16 protein-coding genes are annotated in these 17,125 nt (G+C 73.8%); 13 read left to right on the forward strand and 3 right to left on the reverse strand.

Translation table 11 applies throughout. The features are described from left to right. Positions 1-15: 15 nt before the first annotated feature. Positions 16-1,188: an acyl-CoA dehydrogenase family protein gene (locus PVK74_RS02175; protein ID WP_043324984.1), complete on the reverse strand. Its 1,173-nt coding sequence runs from the start codon at positions 1,186-1,188 to the stop codon at positions 16-18. A gap of 87 nt (positions 1,189-1,275) precedes the next feature. Here PVK74_RS02175 and PVK74_RS02180 point away from each other — a divergent pair, with 87 nt between their 5' ends. The 6 genes from PVK74_RS02180 (at position 1,276) to PVK74_RS02205 (ending at position 7,536) form a co-directional block, all read left to right on the forward strand. After that, complete coding sequence (locus tag PVK74_RS02180; protein ID WP_043324983.1) at positions 1,276-1,929, forward strand: TetR/AcrR family transcriptional regulator; 654 nt, start codon at positions 1,276-1,278, stop codon at positions 1,927-1,929. Between the two features lie 48 nt (positions 1,930-1,977). Further along, on the forward strand, positions 1,978-3,420 hold the full coding sequence (locus PVK74_RS02185) for an aldehyde dehydrogenase family protein (RefSeq protein ID WP_064448532.1): 1,443 nt from the start codon (positions 1,978-1,980) through the stop codon (positions 3,418-3,420). Beyond that, complete coding sequence (locus PVK74_RS02190; protein ID WP_231915646.1) at positions 3,417-4,493, forward strand: alcohol dehydrogenase catalytic domain-containing protein; 1,077 nt, start codon at positions 3,417-3,419, stop codon at positions 4,491-4,493. The genes PVK74_RS02185 and PVK74_RS02190 overlap by 4 nt, the downstream gene beginning before the upstream one ends. 88 nt (positions 4,494-4,581) lie before the next feature. Further along, positions 4,582-5,217: a transcriptional regulator gene (locus tag PVK74_RS02195; protein ID WP_223201133.1), complete on the forward strand. Its 636-nt coding sequence runs from the start codon at positions 4,582-4,584 to the stop codon at positions 5,215-5,217. Between the two features lie 133 nt (positions 5,218-5,350). Beyond that, entirely contained in the window at positions 5,351-6,919 is a 1,569-nt protein-coding gene (locus PVK74_RS02200; RefSeq protein WP_064448531.1) for an MFS transporter, read from the forward strand. A gap of 11 nt (positions 6,920-6,930) precedes the next feature. Then, complete coding sequence (locus PVK74_RS02205) at positions 6,931-7,536, forward strand: TetR/AcrR family transcriptional regulator (RefSeq protein ID WP_030502541.1); 606 nt, start codon at positions 6,931-6,933, stop codon at positions 7,534-7,536. 24 nt (positions 7,537-7,560) lie between these two features. Here PVK74_RS02205 and PVK74_RS02210 read toward each other — a convergent pair whose 3' ends face one another. Then, entirely contained in the window at positions 7,561-9,480 is a 1,920-nt protein-coding gene (locus PVK74_RS02210; RefSeq protein ID WP_064448548.1) for a helix-turn-helix domain-containing protein, read from the reverse strand. A gap of 14 nt (positions 9,481-9,494) precedes the next feature. Further along, complete coding sequence (locus PVK74_RS02215; RefSeq protein ID WP_030502539.1) at positions 9,495-10,277, reverse strand: 3-hydroxybutyrate dehydrogenase; 783 nt, start codon at positions 10,275-10,277, stop codon at positions 9,495-9,497. A gap of 184 nt (positions 10,278-10,461) precedes the next feature. Between PVK74_RS02215 and ruvC the strand changes: the two genes are divergently transcribed. From ruvC to PVK74_RS02250, 7 genes are all read left to right on the forward strand, one after another. Then, positions 10,462-10,989, forward strand: coding sequence for a crossover junction endodeoxyribonuclease RuvC (gene ruvC / locus PVK74_RS02220; protein WP_030502538.1), 528 nt, complete (start codon positions 10,462-10,464; stop codon positions 10,987-10,989). Beyond that, the gene (gene ruvA, locus PVK74_RS02225; protein WP_043324978.1) at positions 10,986-11,588 is read left to right on the forward strand and encodes a Holliday junction branch migration protein RuvA; all 603 of its coding nucleotides are present in this window, start codon (positions 10,986-10,988) and stop codon (positions 11,586-11,588) included. Before ruvC ends, ruvA begins: the two co-directional genes overlap by 4 nt. Further along, the gene (ruvB, locus tag PVK74_RS02230; RefSeq protein WP_064448528.1) at positions 11,585-12,649 is read left to right on the forward strand and encodes a Holliday junction branch migration DNA helicase RuvB; all 1,065 of its coding nucleotides are present in this window, start codon (positions 11,585-11,587) and stop codon (positions 12,647-12,649) included. Before ruvA ends, ruvB begins: the two co-directional genes overlap by 4 nt. Positions 12,650-12,789: 140 nt before the next feature. Then, positions 12,790-13,134: a preprotein translocase subunit YajC gene (yajC, locus tag PVK74_RS02235; protein ID WP_036343450.1), complete on the forward strand. Its 345-nt coding sequence runs from the start codon at positions 12,790-12,792 to the stop codon at positions 13,132-13,134. A 223-nt stretch (positions 13,135-13,357) separates the two neighbouring features. Further along, a complete protein-coding gene (gene secD / locus PVK74_RS02240) occupies positions 13,358-15,259 on the forward strand; it encodes a protein translocase subunit SecD (RefSeq protein WP_181373716.1) in 1,902 nt (633 codons plus the stop codon). A gap of 1 nt (position 15,260) precedes the next feature. Continuing rightward, on the forward strand, positions 15,261-16,448 hold the full coding sequence (secF, locus tag PVK74_RS02245; RefSeq protein WP_166456344.1) for a protein translocase subunit SecF: 1,188 nt from the start codon (positions 15,261-15,263) through the stop codon (positions 16,446-16,448). 98 nt (positions 16,449-16,546) lie between these two features. After that, positions 16,547-17,113, forward strand: coding sequence for an adenine phosphoribosyltransferase (locus tag PVK74_RS02250; protein ID WP_043324974.1), 567 nt, complete (start codon positions 16,547-16,549; stop codon positions 17,111-17,113). Positions 17,114-17,125: the final 12 nt, after the last annotated feature.

Consider the following 17,125-nt stretch of genomic DNA (forward strand, 5'->3'; position numbering starts at 1 on the left):
CGGTCGGGTGACAGCTCAGGCCAGGTGGCCGCCGATCTTCGTGTAGCCGCGTAGCAGGTCCCGGGAGATGATCAGCCGCTGCATCTCGTCGGTGCCCTCGAAGATCCGGTAGAGCCGGACCTGCCGGTACCAGCGTTCGATCGGCAGCTCGCGGGTGTAGCCCATGCCGCCGTGGATCTGCAGCGCGCGGTCCACCACCCGGTTGACCATGCCGGCGCCGTAGAGCTTGCCCATCGAGGAGGCGTGCCGGGGGTCGAGGCCCTGGTCGACCGTCCAGGCCGAGCGCAGGATCAGCCAGCGGGCCGCCTCCAGTTCGGTCTCCGAGTCGGCGATCATCCACTGGATGGCCTGGTTGGTGGCGATCGGCGCGCCGAACGTCTCCCGCGTGTTGGCGTGGTCGATCGCCATCTGGAGGACTCGTTCGGCGATGCCGACGGCGTGCGACGGGATGGTGTAGCGGCCCTTGCCGATCCACTCCATGCCGAGCGTGAAGCCCTGCCCGATCTCGCCGAGGATGTTGCGGTGCGGCACCCGTACGCCGTCGAAGATCAGCGAGGCCGGGCCGCCCTCGCCCATGGTCTGGATGAACTCCGAGCGCCAGCCCATCGCGCGGTCCACCAGGAACGCGGTGGCGCCGCCGCGGCGGGCGCCCTTCTCCGGGTCGGTCACCGCGACCACGATGGCGAAGTCGGCGTCGTTGCCGTTGGTGATGAACGTCTTCTCGCCGTCGAGGATCCAGTCGTCGCCGTCGCGGCGGGCGCGCAGCTTGATGTTCGCCGCGTCGGAGCCCGCGCCGGGCTCGGTGATGGCGAAGCAGGAGATCCGTTCCCCCTCGATGGTGGGGATGAGGAACTCGCGCTTCTGCTCCTCGGTGGCGTGGAACAGGATGTTGTCGGCTTCGCCGCCGAAGCGGAACGGCACGAAGGTGCGGCCCAGCTCGGTCCAGATCAGCGACTGCATGACCGCCGGCAGCGCCATGCCGCCGTACTCCTCCGGGGTGGCCAGCCCCCAGAAGCCGAACTTCTTCGCCTTGAGCTGCAGTTCGCGCAGCTCGGAGCGGTCGAGGCCGGGCTGGTGGGCGCGCTCGCGGCGCAGCACCTCCGCCTCCAGCGGCATCACCTCGCGGGTGACGAACGTGCGAACGGTGTCCCGGATCGCGCGTTCCTCGTCGGACAGTGCGAAGTCCACGGTTCCCCCTCAGGTCGACTGGCTATAAACTAGCGCTGGAAGTTTTCCCGCGTCCAGACCCGATGTCGAAAGGAGGATGATGATCAGGTGCCCCGACCCCGACAGGCCCTGCTCACCCGCGACCGGATCGTCGAGACCGCGCTGGCGCTGATCGACGCCGACGGGCTGGACGCGCTCTCCACCCGGCGGCTCGCCGCCGCGCTGGGCGTACGCGGCCCCTCGCTCTACAACCACTTCGCCACCAAGGAGGAGATCCTCGACGCGGTGGCCGACGGCGTCGCGGCGACCGTGGACATCGGCGTCTTCGACGAGTACGAGTGGCTCGACGCGCTCGGCCGCTGGGCGCGCTCGTACCGGGCCGCGCTGGCCGCGCACCCGAACATCGTGCCGTACCTGGCGCAGGGGCCGGGCCGCCGTCCGGCCGCGCTCGCCATGGCCGACGCGGTCTACGGCGCGCTGGTCCGGGCCGGCTGGCCGCCCGCGCGGGCCACCCACATCGGGGCCGCGATGCGCTACTTCGTGGCCGGGTCCGCGCTCGGCTCGTTCGCCCGCGGCTTCGTCGAGGACCCCTCGCTCTACGCCGCGCACCCGCACCTCAACCAGGCGCACCGCCTCGCCGGCCACCAGCGCAGCGTGGACGAGGGGGCGTTCGCGCTCGGCCTGGACGCGCTGCTGCACGGCCTCGCCGCCGAGTACGCGGCCACCGTCGCCCCGCTGGAACGGGTCGGCGGTCCGGAGTAGCGTCCAAACTCCCACCGCTAGTTTCCACCGCCGCCCCCGAAGGACGCCATGGATCTCGCCGCCGCCCCGCCCGCCCTGCTGACGCGCCGCCACCTGCACATCGCCGGTGACTGGGCCGACCCGTCGTCGGACGACACCGTCCCGGTGGAGAACCCGGCCACCGCGAGCATCATCGGCGAGGTGCCGGCCGGTACGCCGGCCGACGTGGACCGCGCGGTCGCCGCCGCCCGCGCCGCGTTCCCCGGCTGGGCCGCAACCGCCCCCGAGCAGCGGGCCGCGCACCTGGACCGGCTGCACACCGCGCTCGCCGCGCGCGCCGACGAGATCGCCCGCACCGTGGCCACCGAGCTGGGCACCCCGCTCAAGCTCGCCACCCGCGTCCAGGCCGGGCTGCCGCTCAAAGTGCTGCGGAGCATGGTCGACCTGGCCGCCCGCCCGGCCGCCGAGCACACGGTCGGCAACTCGCTCGTCGTCCGCGAGCCGGTCGGCGTGGTCGGCGCGATCACCCCGTGGAACTACCCGCTGCACCAGGTGGTCGCGAAGGTCGCGCCCGCGCTCGCCGCCGGGTGCACAGTGGTGCTCAAGCCCAGCGAGTTGACGCCGCTCACCGCGTACCTGCTGTTCGACGCGATCACCGACGCCGGCCTGCCGCCCGGCGTGGTGAACCTGGTGCCCGGCACCGGCCCGGTGGTCGGCGAGGCGCTGGCCGCGCACCCCGACGTCGACCTGGTCTCGTTCACCGGCTCCACCGCCACCGGCCGGCGCATCGCCCACCTGGCCGCCGAGCGGATCGCCCGGGTGTCGCTGGAACTCGGCGGCAAGTCCGCGAACATCGTCCTGGCCGACGCCGACCTGCCCACCGCGGTCAAGGTCGGCGTCGGCAACGCGCTGCTCAACTCCGGGCAGACCTGCACCGCCTGGACCCGGATGCTCGTACACCGCGACCGCTACGACGAGGCCCTGGACCTGGTCGCGGCGGCGGTGGCCGGCTACCGGCTCGGCGACCCCTTCGACCCGGCCACCCGGCTGGGCCCGCTCGCCTCCGCCGCGCAGGCCCGGCGGGTACGCGACCACGTGGACCGGGCGCTCGCCGACGGCGCCCGGCTCGTCGCCGGCGGACCGGACGCGCCGCTGCCGCCGCAGGGGCACTTCGTCGCGCCCACCGTCTTCGCCGACGTGCACCCGGACAGCGCGCTCGCCCAGGAGGAGGTGTTCGGCCCGGTGCTCGCGGTGATCCCGTTCGCTGACACCGACGAGGCGGTCGCCATCGCCAACAACTCCCGGTACGGGCTGGCCGGCGCGGTCTGGTCCGCCGACCCCGACGCGGCGCTGGCGGTGGCCCGGCGGATGCGTACCGGTCAGGTGGACGTCAACGGCGGCGCGTTCAACCCGCTCGCCCCGTTCGGCGGCTACAAGCAGTCCGGCCTGGGCCGGGAACTGGGCGCGTACGGCGTGGAGGAGTTCACCGAGCTGAAGGCGATCCAGCGGTGAGGGCGCTGGTGGTACGCGGCCGGGGCGAGACCCCGGCGGTCGAGGAGGTACGCCTGCCCGCCCCCGGCCCGGGCGAGCTGCGGGTACGCATCCGCGCCGCCGGCATCTGCCACTCCGACCTGGCCATGGTGGACGGCACGCTGGCGCCCGCGTACCCGCTGGTGCTGGGTCATGAGGCGACCGGCGTGGTGGCCGAGGCCGGGCCGGACACGACGATCGCGGTCGGCACGCCAGTGGTGCTCAACTGGGCGCCGGCCTGCCGGGACTGCTGGCACTGCCGGCACGGTGAGCCGTGGCTCTGCGCGGCCAATCCCAACCCGTCGACACCCCGGGGTGAGACGGCCGCCGGTGAGCCCCTCGCGGTCACGCTCGGGCTCGGCGCGCTCGCCGAGGAGGTGGTGGTGCCGCAGCGCGCCGCCGTACCGGTGCCGGCCGGGCTGCCGCCGGAGCAGGCCGCCGTGCTGGGCTGCGCGGTGCTCACCGGCGTCGGCGCGGTCCGCAACACCGCGCGGGTCGCGCCCGGCGAGTCGGTAGCGGTGATCGGGCTCGGCGGGGTGGGCCTGGCCGTGCTGACCGCCGCGCGGCGGGCCGGCGCGTCGCCGATCCTCGCCGTGGACGTGGTGGAGGCGAAGCGGGACCTGGCGCTCGCGGCCGGGGCCACCGACTTCCTGCGCTCCGACGACACGCTGGGCAAGCAGATCCGGGCGCGCACCGACGGGCGCGGCGTGGACCACGCCTTCGAGTGCGTCGGCCGGTCCGCCACCATCCGCGCCGCCTGGCGGGCGACGCGGCGCGGGGGAGCGGTCACCGTGGTCGGCATGGGCGGCAAGGACGACATGCTCAGCCTCTCCGCGCTGGACATCTTCCACTCCGCCCGCACGCTGCGCTCCTCGGTGTACGGCTCGACCGACCCGGACCGGGAGGTGCCGGAGCTGGCCGCCGCGCTCGCCGCCGGTGATCTCGACCTCGGCCCGCTGGTGAGCGGCACGGTGCCGCTGGCGGAGGCGCCCGAGGCACTCTCGCGGCTGTCCCGTGGCGAGGGCGCCCGCTGGGTGGTGACCTTCCCGGACTGACCGGCCGATCCGGATCCGCCGTCGGCGCATCCGGATCGGCCGGTGCGAGCGAACCCCTGGGTAGGAGAGCTACCCGGGGGTACGTCCGTTGCTGACCGAGAACATGCCGGCCGGGGCCGCCGAGACGGCCCGCAAACGGCTGACCGCCGCCGCCGAGGACCTGGACGACAACCAGGTCGCCGGGCTGCTGCTCGACCTGGCCGCCGAGGCCGGCGTGGTGCCCGCCTGGGAACAGGTCTGCCTGCCGCTGCTCGGCTCGCTGCGCGGCGACAGCGCCGCCGAGATCGCGATGGAGCACGCCCTCTCCGAGGGGCTGCGGGTCGGGCTGGACGTGTTCGGCCGCGAGCCGACCCGGCCGCTGCCCGCCCAGGGTGTGCTGCTGGCCGGCGCCGAGCACGAGACACACTGCCTCGGGCTGCACGCGCTCGCCGCGGCGCTGCGCGAGCGCGGGCGCGGCGCGCTGCACCTCGGCCCGGCCCTGCCCTGGTCGGCGCTGGCCAGCGCGGCGGCGCGGGTCCGTCCGCGGGTGGTGGTGGTCTGGTCGCAGACCCCGGTGACCGGCCGCGCGTACCGCCTGGTCCGGCTGCGGCGGGACCTGCCGGGGGTACGGGTGCTCGCCGCCGGCCCGGGTTGGATCGAGCCGTTCCCGCCCACCTCGGCCGTGCCGCAGCGCCTCACCACGCTCGGCGAGGCCACGCTGGCCTGCCTGCGTAGCGCCGCCTGACGCCGAGAAGTGACCTGGCACACATTCGATACGAACCGGTTCCGTATCGAAATCCTCGCGCCTACGCTCGTCACCGTTACGAGTCTGACCCGTATCGTATTTCGACGCGGGGGAGCCGGGGGGAGAACCTGCAGTGGAACCACACGGGAACACCGGACACCCGAGGAGGTGGGCGATCCTCGGGGTGCTGGTGATCAGCCTCCTCGTGGTCGTCCTCGACAACACCATCCTCAACGTCGCGCTGCGCACCCTCGCCGACCCGGTGCACGGCCTCGGCGCCACCCAGGGCGAGCTGGAATGGGCGATCAACTCCTACACGCTCGTCTTCGCCGGGCTGCTGTTCACCTTCGGCGTGCTCGGTGACCGGCTCGGCCGCCGCCGCTTCCTGGTCCTGGGCCTGGCGCTGTTCGGGCTGGCCTCGCTGCTGTCCGCGTACGCGCAGGACCCGGCCCAGCTCATCGCGGCCCGCGCGCTCATGGGCGTCGGCGGCGCGGCCATCATGCCGGTGACGCTCTCGATCATCTCCAACGTCTTCGACCCGCGCGAGCGGGCCAAGGCGATCGGCGTCTGGGCCGGCGCGGTCGGCCTCGGCGTGGCGATCGGCCCGGTGCTCGGCGGCGCGCTGCTGGAGCGCTTCTGGTGGGGCTCGGTCTTCCTGATCAACGTGCCGGTGGTGGCGCTCGGCGTGGTGCTGGTCGCGGCCCTGGTGCCGGAGTCCCGCGACCCGAAGCCCGGCCGGGTCGACGTGCCCGGAGTGCTGCTGTCGGTGGTCGGCCTGGTCGCGCTCACGTACGGCATCATCGACGGCGGCGAGCACGGCTTCGACCGGCCGCAGGTGTGGGTAGCGGTGCTGGGCGGTCTCGCGGTGCTCGGCTGGTTCATCGCCCACGAGCTGCGCAGCGACCACCCGTCGCTGGACGTACGGCTGTTCCGGGTGCCCCGCTTCGCCGCCCCGGTGGCGCTGGTCGGGCTGGTCTTCTTCGCCGCCATGGGCGTGATGTTCTTCGGCGCCTTCTACCTGCAGCTCGTCCGCGGCTACAGCCCGCTGGAGAGCGGCCTGCTGTTCCTGCCGTTCGCGGTGGCCCAGCTGATCTTCGCCCCGCGCAGCGCGGCGATGGTCCGCCGCTACGGCGGCCGGTCGGTGGCGGCGGTCGGACTGCTGCTCACCGCCACCGCGCTGGGCGCGTTCGTCTTCATCGACGCGGACACCCCGATCTGGATCTTCTCGGCGCTCGGCTTCCTCCAGGGCGCCGGCATGGCCAACATCATGCCCCCGGCCACCGAGTCGATCATGTCGTCGCTGCCCCGGGAGAAGGCCGGTGTCGGGTCGGCGGTCAGCAACACCGTGCGGCAGGTCGCCGGCGCGCTCGGCGTGGCGGTGCTCGGCTCGGTGCTCTCCGCCGTCTACCGCGACCAGGTCGCCCCGGCGGTGGCCGCCCTGCCCGCGCCGGTACGCGACGCGGCCCGCGAGTCGGTCTCCGGGGCGTACGCGGTCGCCGACCGGCTCGGCCCGGCCGCGCCGCGACTCATCGACGCGGCGAACGACTCCTTCGTCTCGGCCATGCACTGGGCCGCCGGAGTCTCGGCGGTGGTGGCCGCGCTCGGCCTCGTCATCGTGCTGCGCTGGATGCCCGGCCGGCCGGTCGCCGCCGCCGGTGGTGCGACCCCCGCCACGGACCGGGAGCTGGCCGGGGCCGCGTAGGTTCGTGGACAATGTCTGACATGACTTCCACGGCGGATGCTCCGCGGTCGCCCGGACGACCGCGGAGCACCCGCGCGGACGAGGCGATCGTGGACGCCACACTCGACCTGCTGGCCGAGGGCAACAGCGTCGAGTCGCTGAGCATCGAGGCGATCGCGGCCCGCGCCGGAGTCGGCAAGGCCACCATCTACCGCCGCTGGCCGGGTAAGGACGCGCTGCTGCTGGACGCGCTGCGCACGCTCAAGGGGCCCGCGCCGCACTGCGCCGGCCGTTCCGTCCGCGACGACCTGGTGCTGCTCGTCGGCGCCGTCGGCCAGCACGCCGACCCCCGGGCCCGCAAGATCATGCCGTGCCTGGTGCCCGAGGTGAACCGCAGCTCGGCCCACCGGCAGGCGTACGAGGCGATCGTCGAGCCGCGCCGCGAGGCGTTGCGCGAGGTGCTGCGCCGCGCGATCGAGCGCGGCGAACTCCGCGCCGACATCGACATCGAGGTGACCATGGCGCTGCTCACCGCGCCGATGCTCACCCAGCGGATGCTGCACTGGCACGCCGGGGACGAGCGGGTGGTGCCCGAGCGGATCGTGGACACCGTCCTGGACGGCCTGCGCGTCCGCTGAGACCGGGTCGCAGTGCCCGGCCGCTCAGCGAGTGGGCGTGCGCAGCCGGTGCAGGCGCAGCGCGAGCTGCACCTCCAGCGCCCGATCCGGGCGCTGCCAGTCCGCGCCGAGCAGCTGCCCGACCCGTTCCAGCCGCTGGGTGACCGTGTTCACGTGCACGTGCAGCTGCTCGGCGGCCCGGGCCAGGCTGCCGCCCACCCCGAAGTACGCCTCCAGCGTCTTCACCAGCGCCGTGCCCCGCCGGGCGTCGTAGTCCACCACCGGACCCACTGTCGCGGTGAGGAATCCGGCCACGTCCCGGTCCCCGGCGTCGCCCACCGCGCCCAGCAGCAGCCCGACGAAGCCCAGCTCGGCGGTGCTCGCCCCCTGCCCGGCCCGCCCCAGCGCGCCCAGCGCGGACAGGCAGCGCTCCGCCTCGGCGAACGTGACTGCGAGCGACGCCGGCCCGGTCGAGGGGCCGCTCGCCCCCGCCGTCACCGGCCGCCCGGTCACCCGCGACAGGTCCCGGGCCACCGCCCGGGCCGCGCCGCCCGCGTCCCGGCCCGGCAGCATCAGCACCACCCGCCCGTCGCGCGCCGCCGCCAGGCCGCCCCGGGTCGAGGCGTACGTGGTGGCCCAGGACAGCACCCGCTGCCGGGCCGAACCGGTCTCGGCGAACGCGTCGTCGCCGACCGCCACCAGCACGTGCGGCGCGTCCAGGTCCACCCCGATGCGGCGGGCCCGCGCCCGCAGCGCGTCCGCGTCGCGCAGCGGCCGGGCGATCAGGTCGTCCAGCAGCTCGCCGCGCACGCGCCCCTCCGCCTCGGCCACCGTGCGGCGGAACAGCAGCAGCAACGCGGTCACCAGCGCGGCCCGCTCCAGGATGCGCTGGTCGGCGTCGACCAGCTCGTCGTCCGGGCGCAGCACCAGCGCGCCCAGGTTCTCCGCGCCGGCCACCACCGCGGCGTACCAGAGCGGACCCCGGCGCACGCTGCGCCCCTCGGTACGCGACGCGGCGACCGCCTCCACGATGTCCGCCCGGTCCGGCTCCTCGATCTCGCCGACCCGGGCCAGCCGCCGGCCCTCGGAGTCCAGCGCCAACAGCGCGCCGCCGAGAACCTCGGTGACCGCCGCGGCCACGTCCTCCATCCCGCCGCCGCGCACCACCAGCGCGGTCATCCGGTCGTGCGCGGCGGCGGCACGCTCCACCGAGCTGCTGTGCGCCCGGATCGTGCTGTTCGCCGCCGACAGCTCGGCCAGCGCCGCCCGCGTCTCGGCCAGCAGCCGCGCGGTGTCGATCGCCACCGCCGCGTGCGCCGCCAGCGACACCAGCAGCGAAACCTCCTCCCGGGCGAACGGCCGGGCCGAGCGGTTCGCCGCGTACAGCACGCCGATCACGCTGGAGCCCAGCCGCAGCGGCACGCCCAGGATGGCCACCAGGCCCTCCTCGCCCACCCCGCCGTCGATCTCGCCGGTGTGCCGGAACCGCTCGTCCTCCTGGTAGTTCGAGGTGACGTACGGCGTGCCGGTCTGCGCCACCAGGCCGCCCAGGCCGTCGCCCAGCTCCAGCCGCAGCCGCTGGAACCGGGCCGAGATCGAGCCGTCGGTCACCCGCATGTACGTGTCGCCGCGCTCCTCGTCGTTGAGCGTCATGTACGCCACGTCGGTGCCGAGCAGGATCCGCGCCCGGTGCACGATCGCGTGCAGCACGTCGTCCAGGTCGCGCAGCCCGGCCAGGTCGCTCGCGGTGTCGTACAGGCCGGACAGCTCGGTCTCCCGGCGCCGCCGCCGGGCCAGCAGCGCCCGTACCCGCAGCGCCACCACCTTCGCCTGCTCCAGCTCGGCCAGCCGGTCGGCGGGCAGCCCGGCGGCGCGCGCGGCCACCAGCGGACCCTCGAACTCGACCGCGGCGGCCTCGCGCGCCAGCAACTCCAGGAACTCGACCGGCGACGACATGACCGACATTGTGCGTGGCGCCACTAGTTCGCCGTCCAGCCCCCGTCGAGGGCGATCGAGGCGCCGGTGAGGAACGCGGCCGGCGGGGAGCACAGGTACGCCAGCAGCTCGGCCACCTCCTCCGGCTCGATCAGCCGCTTGATCGCCGCCCGGGCCAGCATGATCTTCTCGACCACCTCGTCCTCGCCGATGCCGTGCGTGGCCGCCTGGTCGGCGATCTGGCTCTCCACCAGCGCGGTCCGCACGTACGCCGGGTTGATGCAGTTGGCGGTGACGCCGTGCGCGGCGCCCTCCAGCGCGACCACCTTGGACAGGCCCTCCAGCGCGTGTTTGGCCGAGACGTACGCGGCCTTGAATGGCGAGGCGCGCAGCCCGTGCACCGAGGAGATGTTGACGATCCGGCCCCAGCCGTTCGCGTACATCCGGGGCAGCGCCCGGCGCACCAGCAGGAACGGCGCCTCGACCATCACCCGCTGGATGTACTCGAAGCGCTCGACCGGGAAGTCCTGCACCGGCGAGACGTGCTGCAGGCCGGCGTTGTTGACCACGATGTCGGCGTCGACGTCGAGGCGGTCCACCGCCGCCGGGTCGGCCAGGTCGATCCCGACGGCCCGGCCACCGGCCTCGGCGGCCACCGCCCCGGCCGCCGCCTCGTCGCGGTCCAGCACCACCACTGTCGCGCCGGCCGCCGCCAGGCGCAGGGCGCAGGCGCGTCCGATGCCGCTGCCGCCGCCGGTGACCAGCGCGGTACGGCCGGTCAGGTCGACGTGTACGACGTGGGGGACCACCACGGGTTCTGCCGTCATGGCGCATGAACGTACGAGCCGGGTGCCCCCTGGCACATGGGGCGGCGACACATACTCCACCGCTCGGGTGTGTGGTGCGCCGCGTCACCGGCCGCGCCCGGCGTGTCCGGCCGACCCGCCGTCGGCGGGCACCAGTAGGGTGTGTCGAACACACGTACTGCTGGCGGCTCGGGGAGGAGGCGGCGTGCGCGTGCTGGGCGTCGACCCGGGGCTGACCCGGTGCGGGGTCGGCGTGGTCGAGGGCGTGCCGGGCCGCCCCTGCACGCTCGTGGCCTACTACGTGGTCTACACCGACCCGGCCGACGACCTGCCGCTGCGCCTGCTGCACCTGGACCGCTCGCTCACCGACCTGGTCGCCGAGCACCGCCCGGACGCGGTCGCCGTGGAGCGCGTGTTCAGCCAGCACAACGTCCGCACCGTGATGGGCACCGCGCAGGCCAGCGGCGTCGCGGTGCTCGCCGGGGCCCGGGCCGGGCTGCCGGTGACGACGTACACGCCGAGCGAGGTGAAGGCGGCGGTGACCGGCTCCGGCCAGGCCGACAAGGCGCAGATGACGGCGATGGTCACCCGGCTGCTGCGGCTGCCCGAGCCGCCGAAACCGGCCGACGCCGCCGACGCGCTGGCGCTGGCCATCTGTCACGTGTGGCGCGGCGGCACCCGGTCCAAGCTGGCCGAGGCCGCGCAGCGGGCCCGACGAGGAGGGACGCGATGATCGCGAGCGTACGCGGCACGGTGACCGCCACCGGCCCGGATCACGCGGTGGTGGAGGTGGGCGGCATCGGCCTGGCCGTGCAGTGCGCCCCCGGCACGATCGCCGAGCTGCGCGTGGGCCAGCCGGCCCGGCTGGCGACCAGCCTGGTCGTCCGGGAGGACTCGCTCACCCTCTACGGCTTCGCCGACGACGACGCCAAGCAGCTGTTCGAGCTGCTCCAGACCGCCAGCGGGGTCGGTCCCCGGCTGGCCCAGGCGGTGCTCGCCGTGCACACGCCGGATGCGGTCCGCAAGGCCATCGCCAACGCCGACACCGCGGCGCTGACCCGGGTGCCGGGCATCGGCAAGAAGGGCGCCGAGCGGCTGGTGCTGGAGCTGCGCGACCGGATCGGCCCGGTGCCGGTGGGCGCCGACGGCGCGGCCGGGGTGACCGCCGGCGCCTGGCCGGAGCAGGTCCGCCAGGCCCTCGTCGGGCTGGGCTGGACGGCCGCCCAGGCCGAGCAGGCGGTGGCCGCGGTGGCGGAGACCGTGGACGGTGAGACGCCGCCGGTGCCGGTCCTGCTCAAGCAGGCGATCCGCCTCCTGGGCCGGACCCGATGAGCGGGGAGAACCTGGTCTCGGCGTACGTCGACGACGCCGAGCGGGACGCGGAGGCGAGCGTCCGGCCGAAGCGGCTGGCCGAGTTCATCGCCCAGGACCGCGTCCGGGACCAGCTCGACCTGCTGCTGCAGGGCGCGATGCGGCGTGGCTCGCCGCCGGACCACATCCTGCTGTCCGGTCCGCCGGGCCTGGGCAAGACCAGCCTGGCCAACATCGTCGCCGCCGAGCTGGGCGCGGGGATCCGGGTGACCAGCGGCCCGGCCATCGAGCGCTCCGGCGACCTGGCCGCGATCCTGACCAGCCTCGCCGAGGGCGACGTGCTGTTCATCGACGAGATCCACCGGATCGCCAAGCCGGCCGAGGAACTGCTCTACAGCGCCATGGAGGACTTCCGCGTCGACGTGGTGGTCGGCAAGGGCCCGGGCGCGACGGCCATCCCACTCGACGTGGAGCCGTTCACGCTGGTCGGCGCCACCACCCGGTCCGGCCTGCTGACCGGGCCGATGCGCGACCGCTTCGGCTTCGTCGCGCACCTCGACTTCTACGCCCCGGCCGACCTGGAGACGCTGCTGCACCGGTCGGCCCGGATCCTCGGCGTGCCGATCACCGCTGACGGCGCGGCCGAGATCGCCGGCCGGTCCCGCGGCACCCCGCGTATCGCCAACCGGCTGCTGCGCCGGGTGCGCGACTACGCCGAGGTGCGGGCCGACGGCGTGGTCACGCTGGAGACCGCCCGGGCCGCGCTGACCGTCTACGACGTGGACGCGCTGGGCCTGGACCGGCTCGACCGGGCGGTGCTGACCGCGCTCGTCGACTCGTTCCGGGGCGGCCCGGTGGGCCTGTCCACGCTGGCGGTCGCGGTGGGGGAGCAGCCGGACACGGTCGAGGAGGTCTGCGAGCCGTTCCTGGTGCGGGCCGGCCTGCTGGCGCGTACGCCGCGGGGGCGGGTGGCGACGGAGGCCGCTTGGCGGCATCTGGGCCGCAACCCGCCGAATGGTACATTTGGTGCGGATACCTCTTCGGGGCCCGATCTCTTCTCGGTACAGACCGACCAGCCGTGATCCGTTCGTGATCTGTGCCGCATTCGGTCTTCTCAGGAGCAGGGACTAGACTTCGCCGCGGTTTGTACAGGACGTGAGAATCCGCTTCCGCTGCGGCGCCCTCCGGCGCCGGGACGGAGGCCAACCGGAAGGTCTACACCGTGCTTTACGCAGCAGCGAGTGGCGGGGGAGCCGGCGGTCTGACGCCGATCCTGATGATCGCTCTGCTCTTCGTCGTCATGTACTTCATGATGATCCGACCGCAGCAGAAGCGCCGCCGCGAGGCCGAGCAGATGCAGTCCGCCCTGGCCCCGGGCGACGAGGTGGTCACCATCGGCGGCCTGCACGGCACTGTCACCGCGGTCGAGGACGAGACCGTCCTGCTGGAGGTGGCCCCGGGGGTGCAGACCCGGTACGCCCGCCCCGCCGTGGCCCGCGTGATCAAGCGCGCCGAGGCGCCGGCTGCCGAGACGATCAGCGAGGAAGCCGAGCCGGTCAAGGAGTGACTGCCGCCCCGGACGGGGCAGCGGAATCATCGGTACAAGTGGATAGTTGGGGTCGGCGCCCGGCGCCGGCACCCGGCCAGGCCGTGCGGTGCCCCCGCGCCGTGCCCCGGTCGGCGTGCCGTCGGCCGGTGCCGATCCGCCGGAGCAGTCGGGCGGACACCCCCGGCCCGACAGTTGTCGCCGCCGCGGAAGCGGCGCGACCGTACAGGGAGACAGGACAGCCGTGGCACCACCTCAGGGACAGATGCGGCCCGGACGGCAGCTCGCCGTGCTCGGGCTCATCTTCGTCGTCCTCTATCTTTTGGTGTTCTTCTCGGGCGGCGCCAGCGGTGGCTGGAAGGACCGGCTGGAGCCCCGGCTCGGCCTGGACCTCGTCGGCGGCACCCGGCTGACGCTCGAGGCCACAAACACCGTGGACGGCAAGCCGCCGACCGCCGGCAACCTCGAGGAGGCGCGCCAGATCATCGAGAGCCGGGTCAACGCCTACGGCGTGGCCGAGGCCGAGGTGGTCACCGAGGGCAACCGCAACATCGTCATCTCCCTGCCCGGCCAGAACCGGGACCTGACCGACGTGGGCAGCGCCGCCGAGCTGCGCTTCCGCAAGGTCCTCAAGGCCACCGACGGCAGCGGCGCCGCCGCCGCGCCCGCGCCGACCCCGAGCGTCGCTCCGTCCGGGACCGCCAGCCCGGCGCCGTCGGGCAGCGCGTCGCCGCAGGCGACCACGAGCCCCAAGGTCAGCGGGTCGCCGAGCGCCGGCGGACAGGGCGGCATGGCCCCGAACCCGAGCGCCAGCGCCTCGGCCACCCCGTCGGCCTCGCCGAGCGCCGCGTCCCCCAGCGCCAGCGCCGAGCCGGTGCCGCAGAGCATCGAGCAGCAGCGCAAGGCCGTCGAGCAGAAGGTCGGCGCGGCCGCCTGGGCCGCCGCCTCGGGCCTGCAGGCCCCGGCCGACCTCACCACCGACCCGACGCTCGCCGACAAGCTCAAGCCGTTCGGCACGCTCACTCCGCAGGAGGTCGCGGTCCTGCCGGTCGAGATGCAGTTCAACGTCCCGACCATCACCTGCGCCCAGCTCGACAAGCGCCCGGCCGCCTCGATCAAGGACGAGAAGCAGAAGGCGGTCGCCTGCGAGTCCGGCGCGAAATACCTGCTCGACGTGGCGAAGGTGCTCGGCACCGACGTCAAGAACGCCTCCGCCCAGCTCGACCAGACCAGCTCCTGGGTGGTCAGCCTCAACTTCACCGGCAAGGGCCAGGAGAAGTGGACCGCGCTGACCCGCGAGGCGTTCAACAACGAGGGCCAGGCCTGCGACCAGACCGCGCTCGGCCAGGACGGCAAGTGCCGGGTCGCCGTGGTCCTGGACAACGAGATCGTCTCGTCCCCGGAGATCCAGGGCGTGCTGACCGGTGACTCGCAGATCACCGGCAGCTTCGACAACAAGACCGCGAACGCGCTCGCCAGCCAGCTCCGCTACGGCGCGCTGCCGGTCACGTTCGAGCCGCAGGAGCAGCAGAACGTCACCGCCACGCTCGGCGACAGCCACCTCAAGGCGGGTCTGCTGGCCGCCGGCATCGGCATGCTGCTGGTCATCATCTACTCGTTCTTCTACTACCGGCTGCTCGGCTCGGTCATCTTCCTGAGCCTGGTGCTCTCCGCGCTGCTGGTCTTCGGCGCGCTCGTGGTGCTCGGCCGTTCGATCGGCTTCACGCTCACGCTCGCCGGCATCGCCGGCATGATCGTCTCACTGGGCGTCGCGGCGGACTCGTTCGTCATCTACTTCGAACGATTGAAGGACGAGATCCGGGAGGGCCGCAGCCCACGCAGCGCGGTGCCGCGCGCCTGGATCCGGGCCCGCCGGACGATCATCTCGGCGAACGCGATCACGCTGATGTCGGCGGTGGTGCTCTACATCGTGTCGGTCGGCGCGGTGAAGGGCTTCGCCTTCGCGCTCGGCCTGGCGACAGTGCTCGACCTGGTCGTCGTGTTCCTCTTCCGCCACCCGATCATGACGATGTTCGCCCGCACCCGGGCGTTCCTGTCGCCGCGGGTCAGCGGTCTGGGCCGGGCTCTGCCGGCCCGGTCGGCCGAGTCGGGCACCGCCCGCAACCCGCGTGTCAAGGAGGCCTGAGATGGCTAAGAACGGTCTGGCCGCCCGGCTCTACCGGGGCGAGGCGGATCTCAACATCGTCGGCCGCCGCAACCTGTGGTTCGGCGTGGCGGGCGTCCTCGTCCTGATCGCGGTGCTCAGCTTCGCGATCAGCGGCTTCAAGCTCGGCATCGAGTTCGCCGGCGGCAACACGTTCCAGGTGCCGGCCAGCGTCGGCACGCTGGACCGGGCCGAGCAGACCGTCGACGAGGTGCTGGCCGACGAGGCGCCCGGCGTCGAGGTGGTGAGCGCGCAGAAGGTCGGCAGCACCAGCGGCGAGTTCTACGAGATGCGCACCGGGCAGCTCAGCGCCGAGCAGGCCAACGCGGCCAAGGCCGCGATGGCGGAGGAGTTCGGCATCCAGGCCGACCAGATCAGCGGCAGCCAGGTCTCCGAGGCGTGGGGCAGCCAGGTCACCTCCCGCGCCTTCCTCGGTCTGCTGATCTTCATCGCGGTGGTGTCGATCTACCTGGTGCTGCGCTTCGAGTGGCGGATGGCGGTCGCGGCGATCACCTCGCTGCTGACCAACCTGGTCCTCACCGCCGGCATCTACTCGCTGGTCGGCTTCGAGGTCACCCCGTCGACGATCATCGGCTTCCTCACGATCCTGGGCTTCGCGCTCTACGACGTGGTGGTGGTCTTCGACAAGGTGCAGGAGAACACACGCGGCATCACCGCGAACAACAACGTCACCTACGGCGAGGCGTCCAACCTGGCGCTCAACCAGAGCCTCATGCGGTCGCTGAACACCTCGGTGGTGGCGCTGCTGCCGGTCGGCGGCCTGCTCTTCATCGGCGCCGGCCTGCTCGGCGCGGGCACGCTGAAGGACCTCGGCCTGGTGCTGTTCGTCGGTATGGCGGTGGCGTTCCTGACCTCGATCGTGCTGGCCACCCCGCTGTTGGTGCTGCTGAAGAACATGGACCCGCGGATCAGCGCGCACAACAAGCGGGTGCTGTCCCGCCGGGCCGCGCTGGCCCGGGGCGAGATCACCCCGAAGGGCGCCTCGCGTGCCGCCCCGGCCGCCGACGAGCCGATCGACCCGGAGGCCGCCGCGCTCGCCGGCGCCGCCCCCAAGGTCGGCGCCCGCCCGGCCGGCAAGCGTCCCAGCGGCGCCCGCGGCGGGCGGCCCGCCGGCGGTGGTGGCAACCGGCCCGGCGGCAAGCGCCGCTGAACCACGGGCCCGGACGTAGTCGCGACGACGGCGTCCGTCATGCTGGACTCACGGCATGACGGACGCCGTCGTCGTTTCGAGAGGACATGGGACGCACTGTGACGGAGACCCACACCACGGGCGTACGCGGAGACAGCGGCCCGGAGGTCGCCCAGCTCGTCGCCAGCCGGTTGCTGGACGTGCCGGACTTCCCCAAGCCGGGTGTCGTGTTCAAGGACCTGATGCCGCTGTTCGCCGACGGTACGGCGTTCCGTGAGGTGATCGACGGCATCATCGCGTACCACGGGCGCGACTCGTTCGACGCCGTCGCCGGCATCGAGGCGCGTGGGTTCGTGCTCGCCGCGGCCGTCGCGTACGCCACCGGGGTCGGCGTGGTGCCGGTGCGCAAGGCCGGCAAGCTGCCCCGGGCGACGCACTCCGCCTCCTACGCGCTGGAGTACGGCGAGGCGACGCTGGAGGTGCACCAGGACGCCTTCACCGCCGGCCACCGCGTGCTGGTGCTCGACGACGTGCTCGCCACCGGCGGCACCGCCGAGGCGACGCTGGACCTGGTGGAGCGGGCCGGTGGCACGGTGACCGGGTTCACCGTGCTGCTGGAGCTGGGCTTCCTGGAAGGCCGCAAGCGGCTCGCGCCGCGTCCGGTCCACGCCCTGTTGACCGTTTGACCCGGCCCGGCC

Origin of the sequence: Micromonospora chalcea (assembly GCF_028768405.1) — a bacterium.
GTDB lineage: Bacteria > Actinomycetota > Actinomycetes > Mycobacteriales > Micromonosporaceae > Micromonospora > Micromonospora chalcea.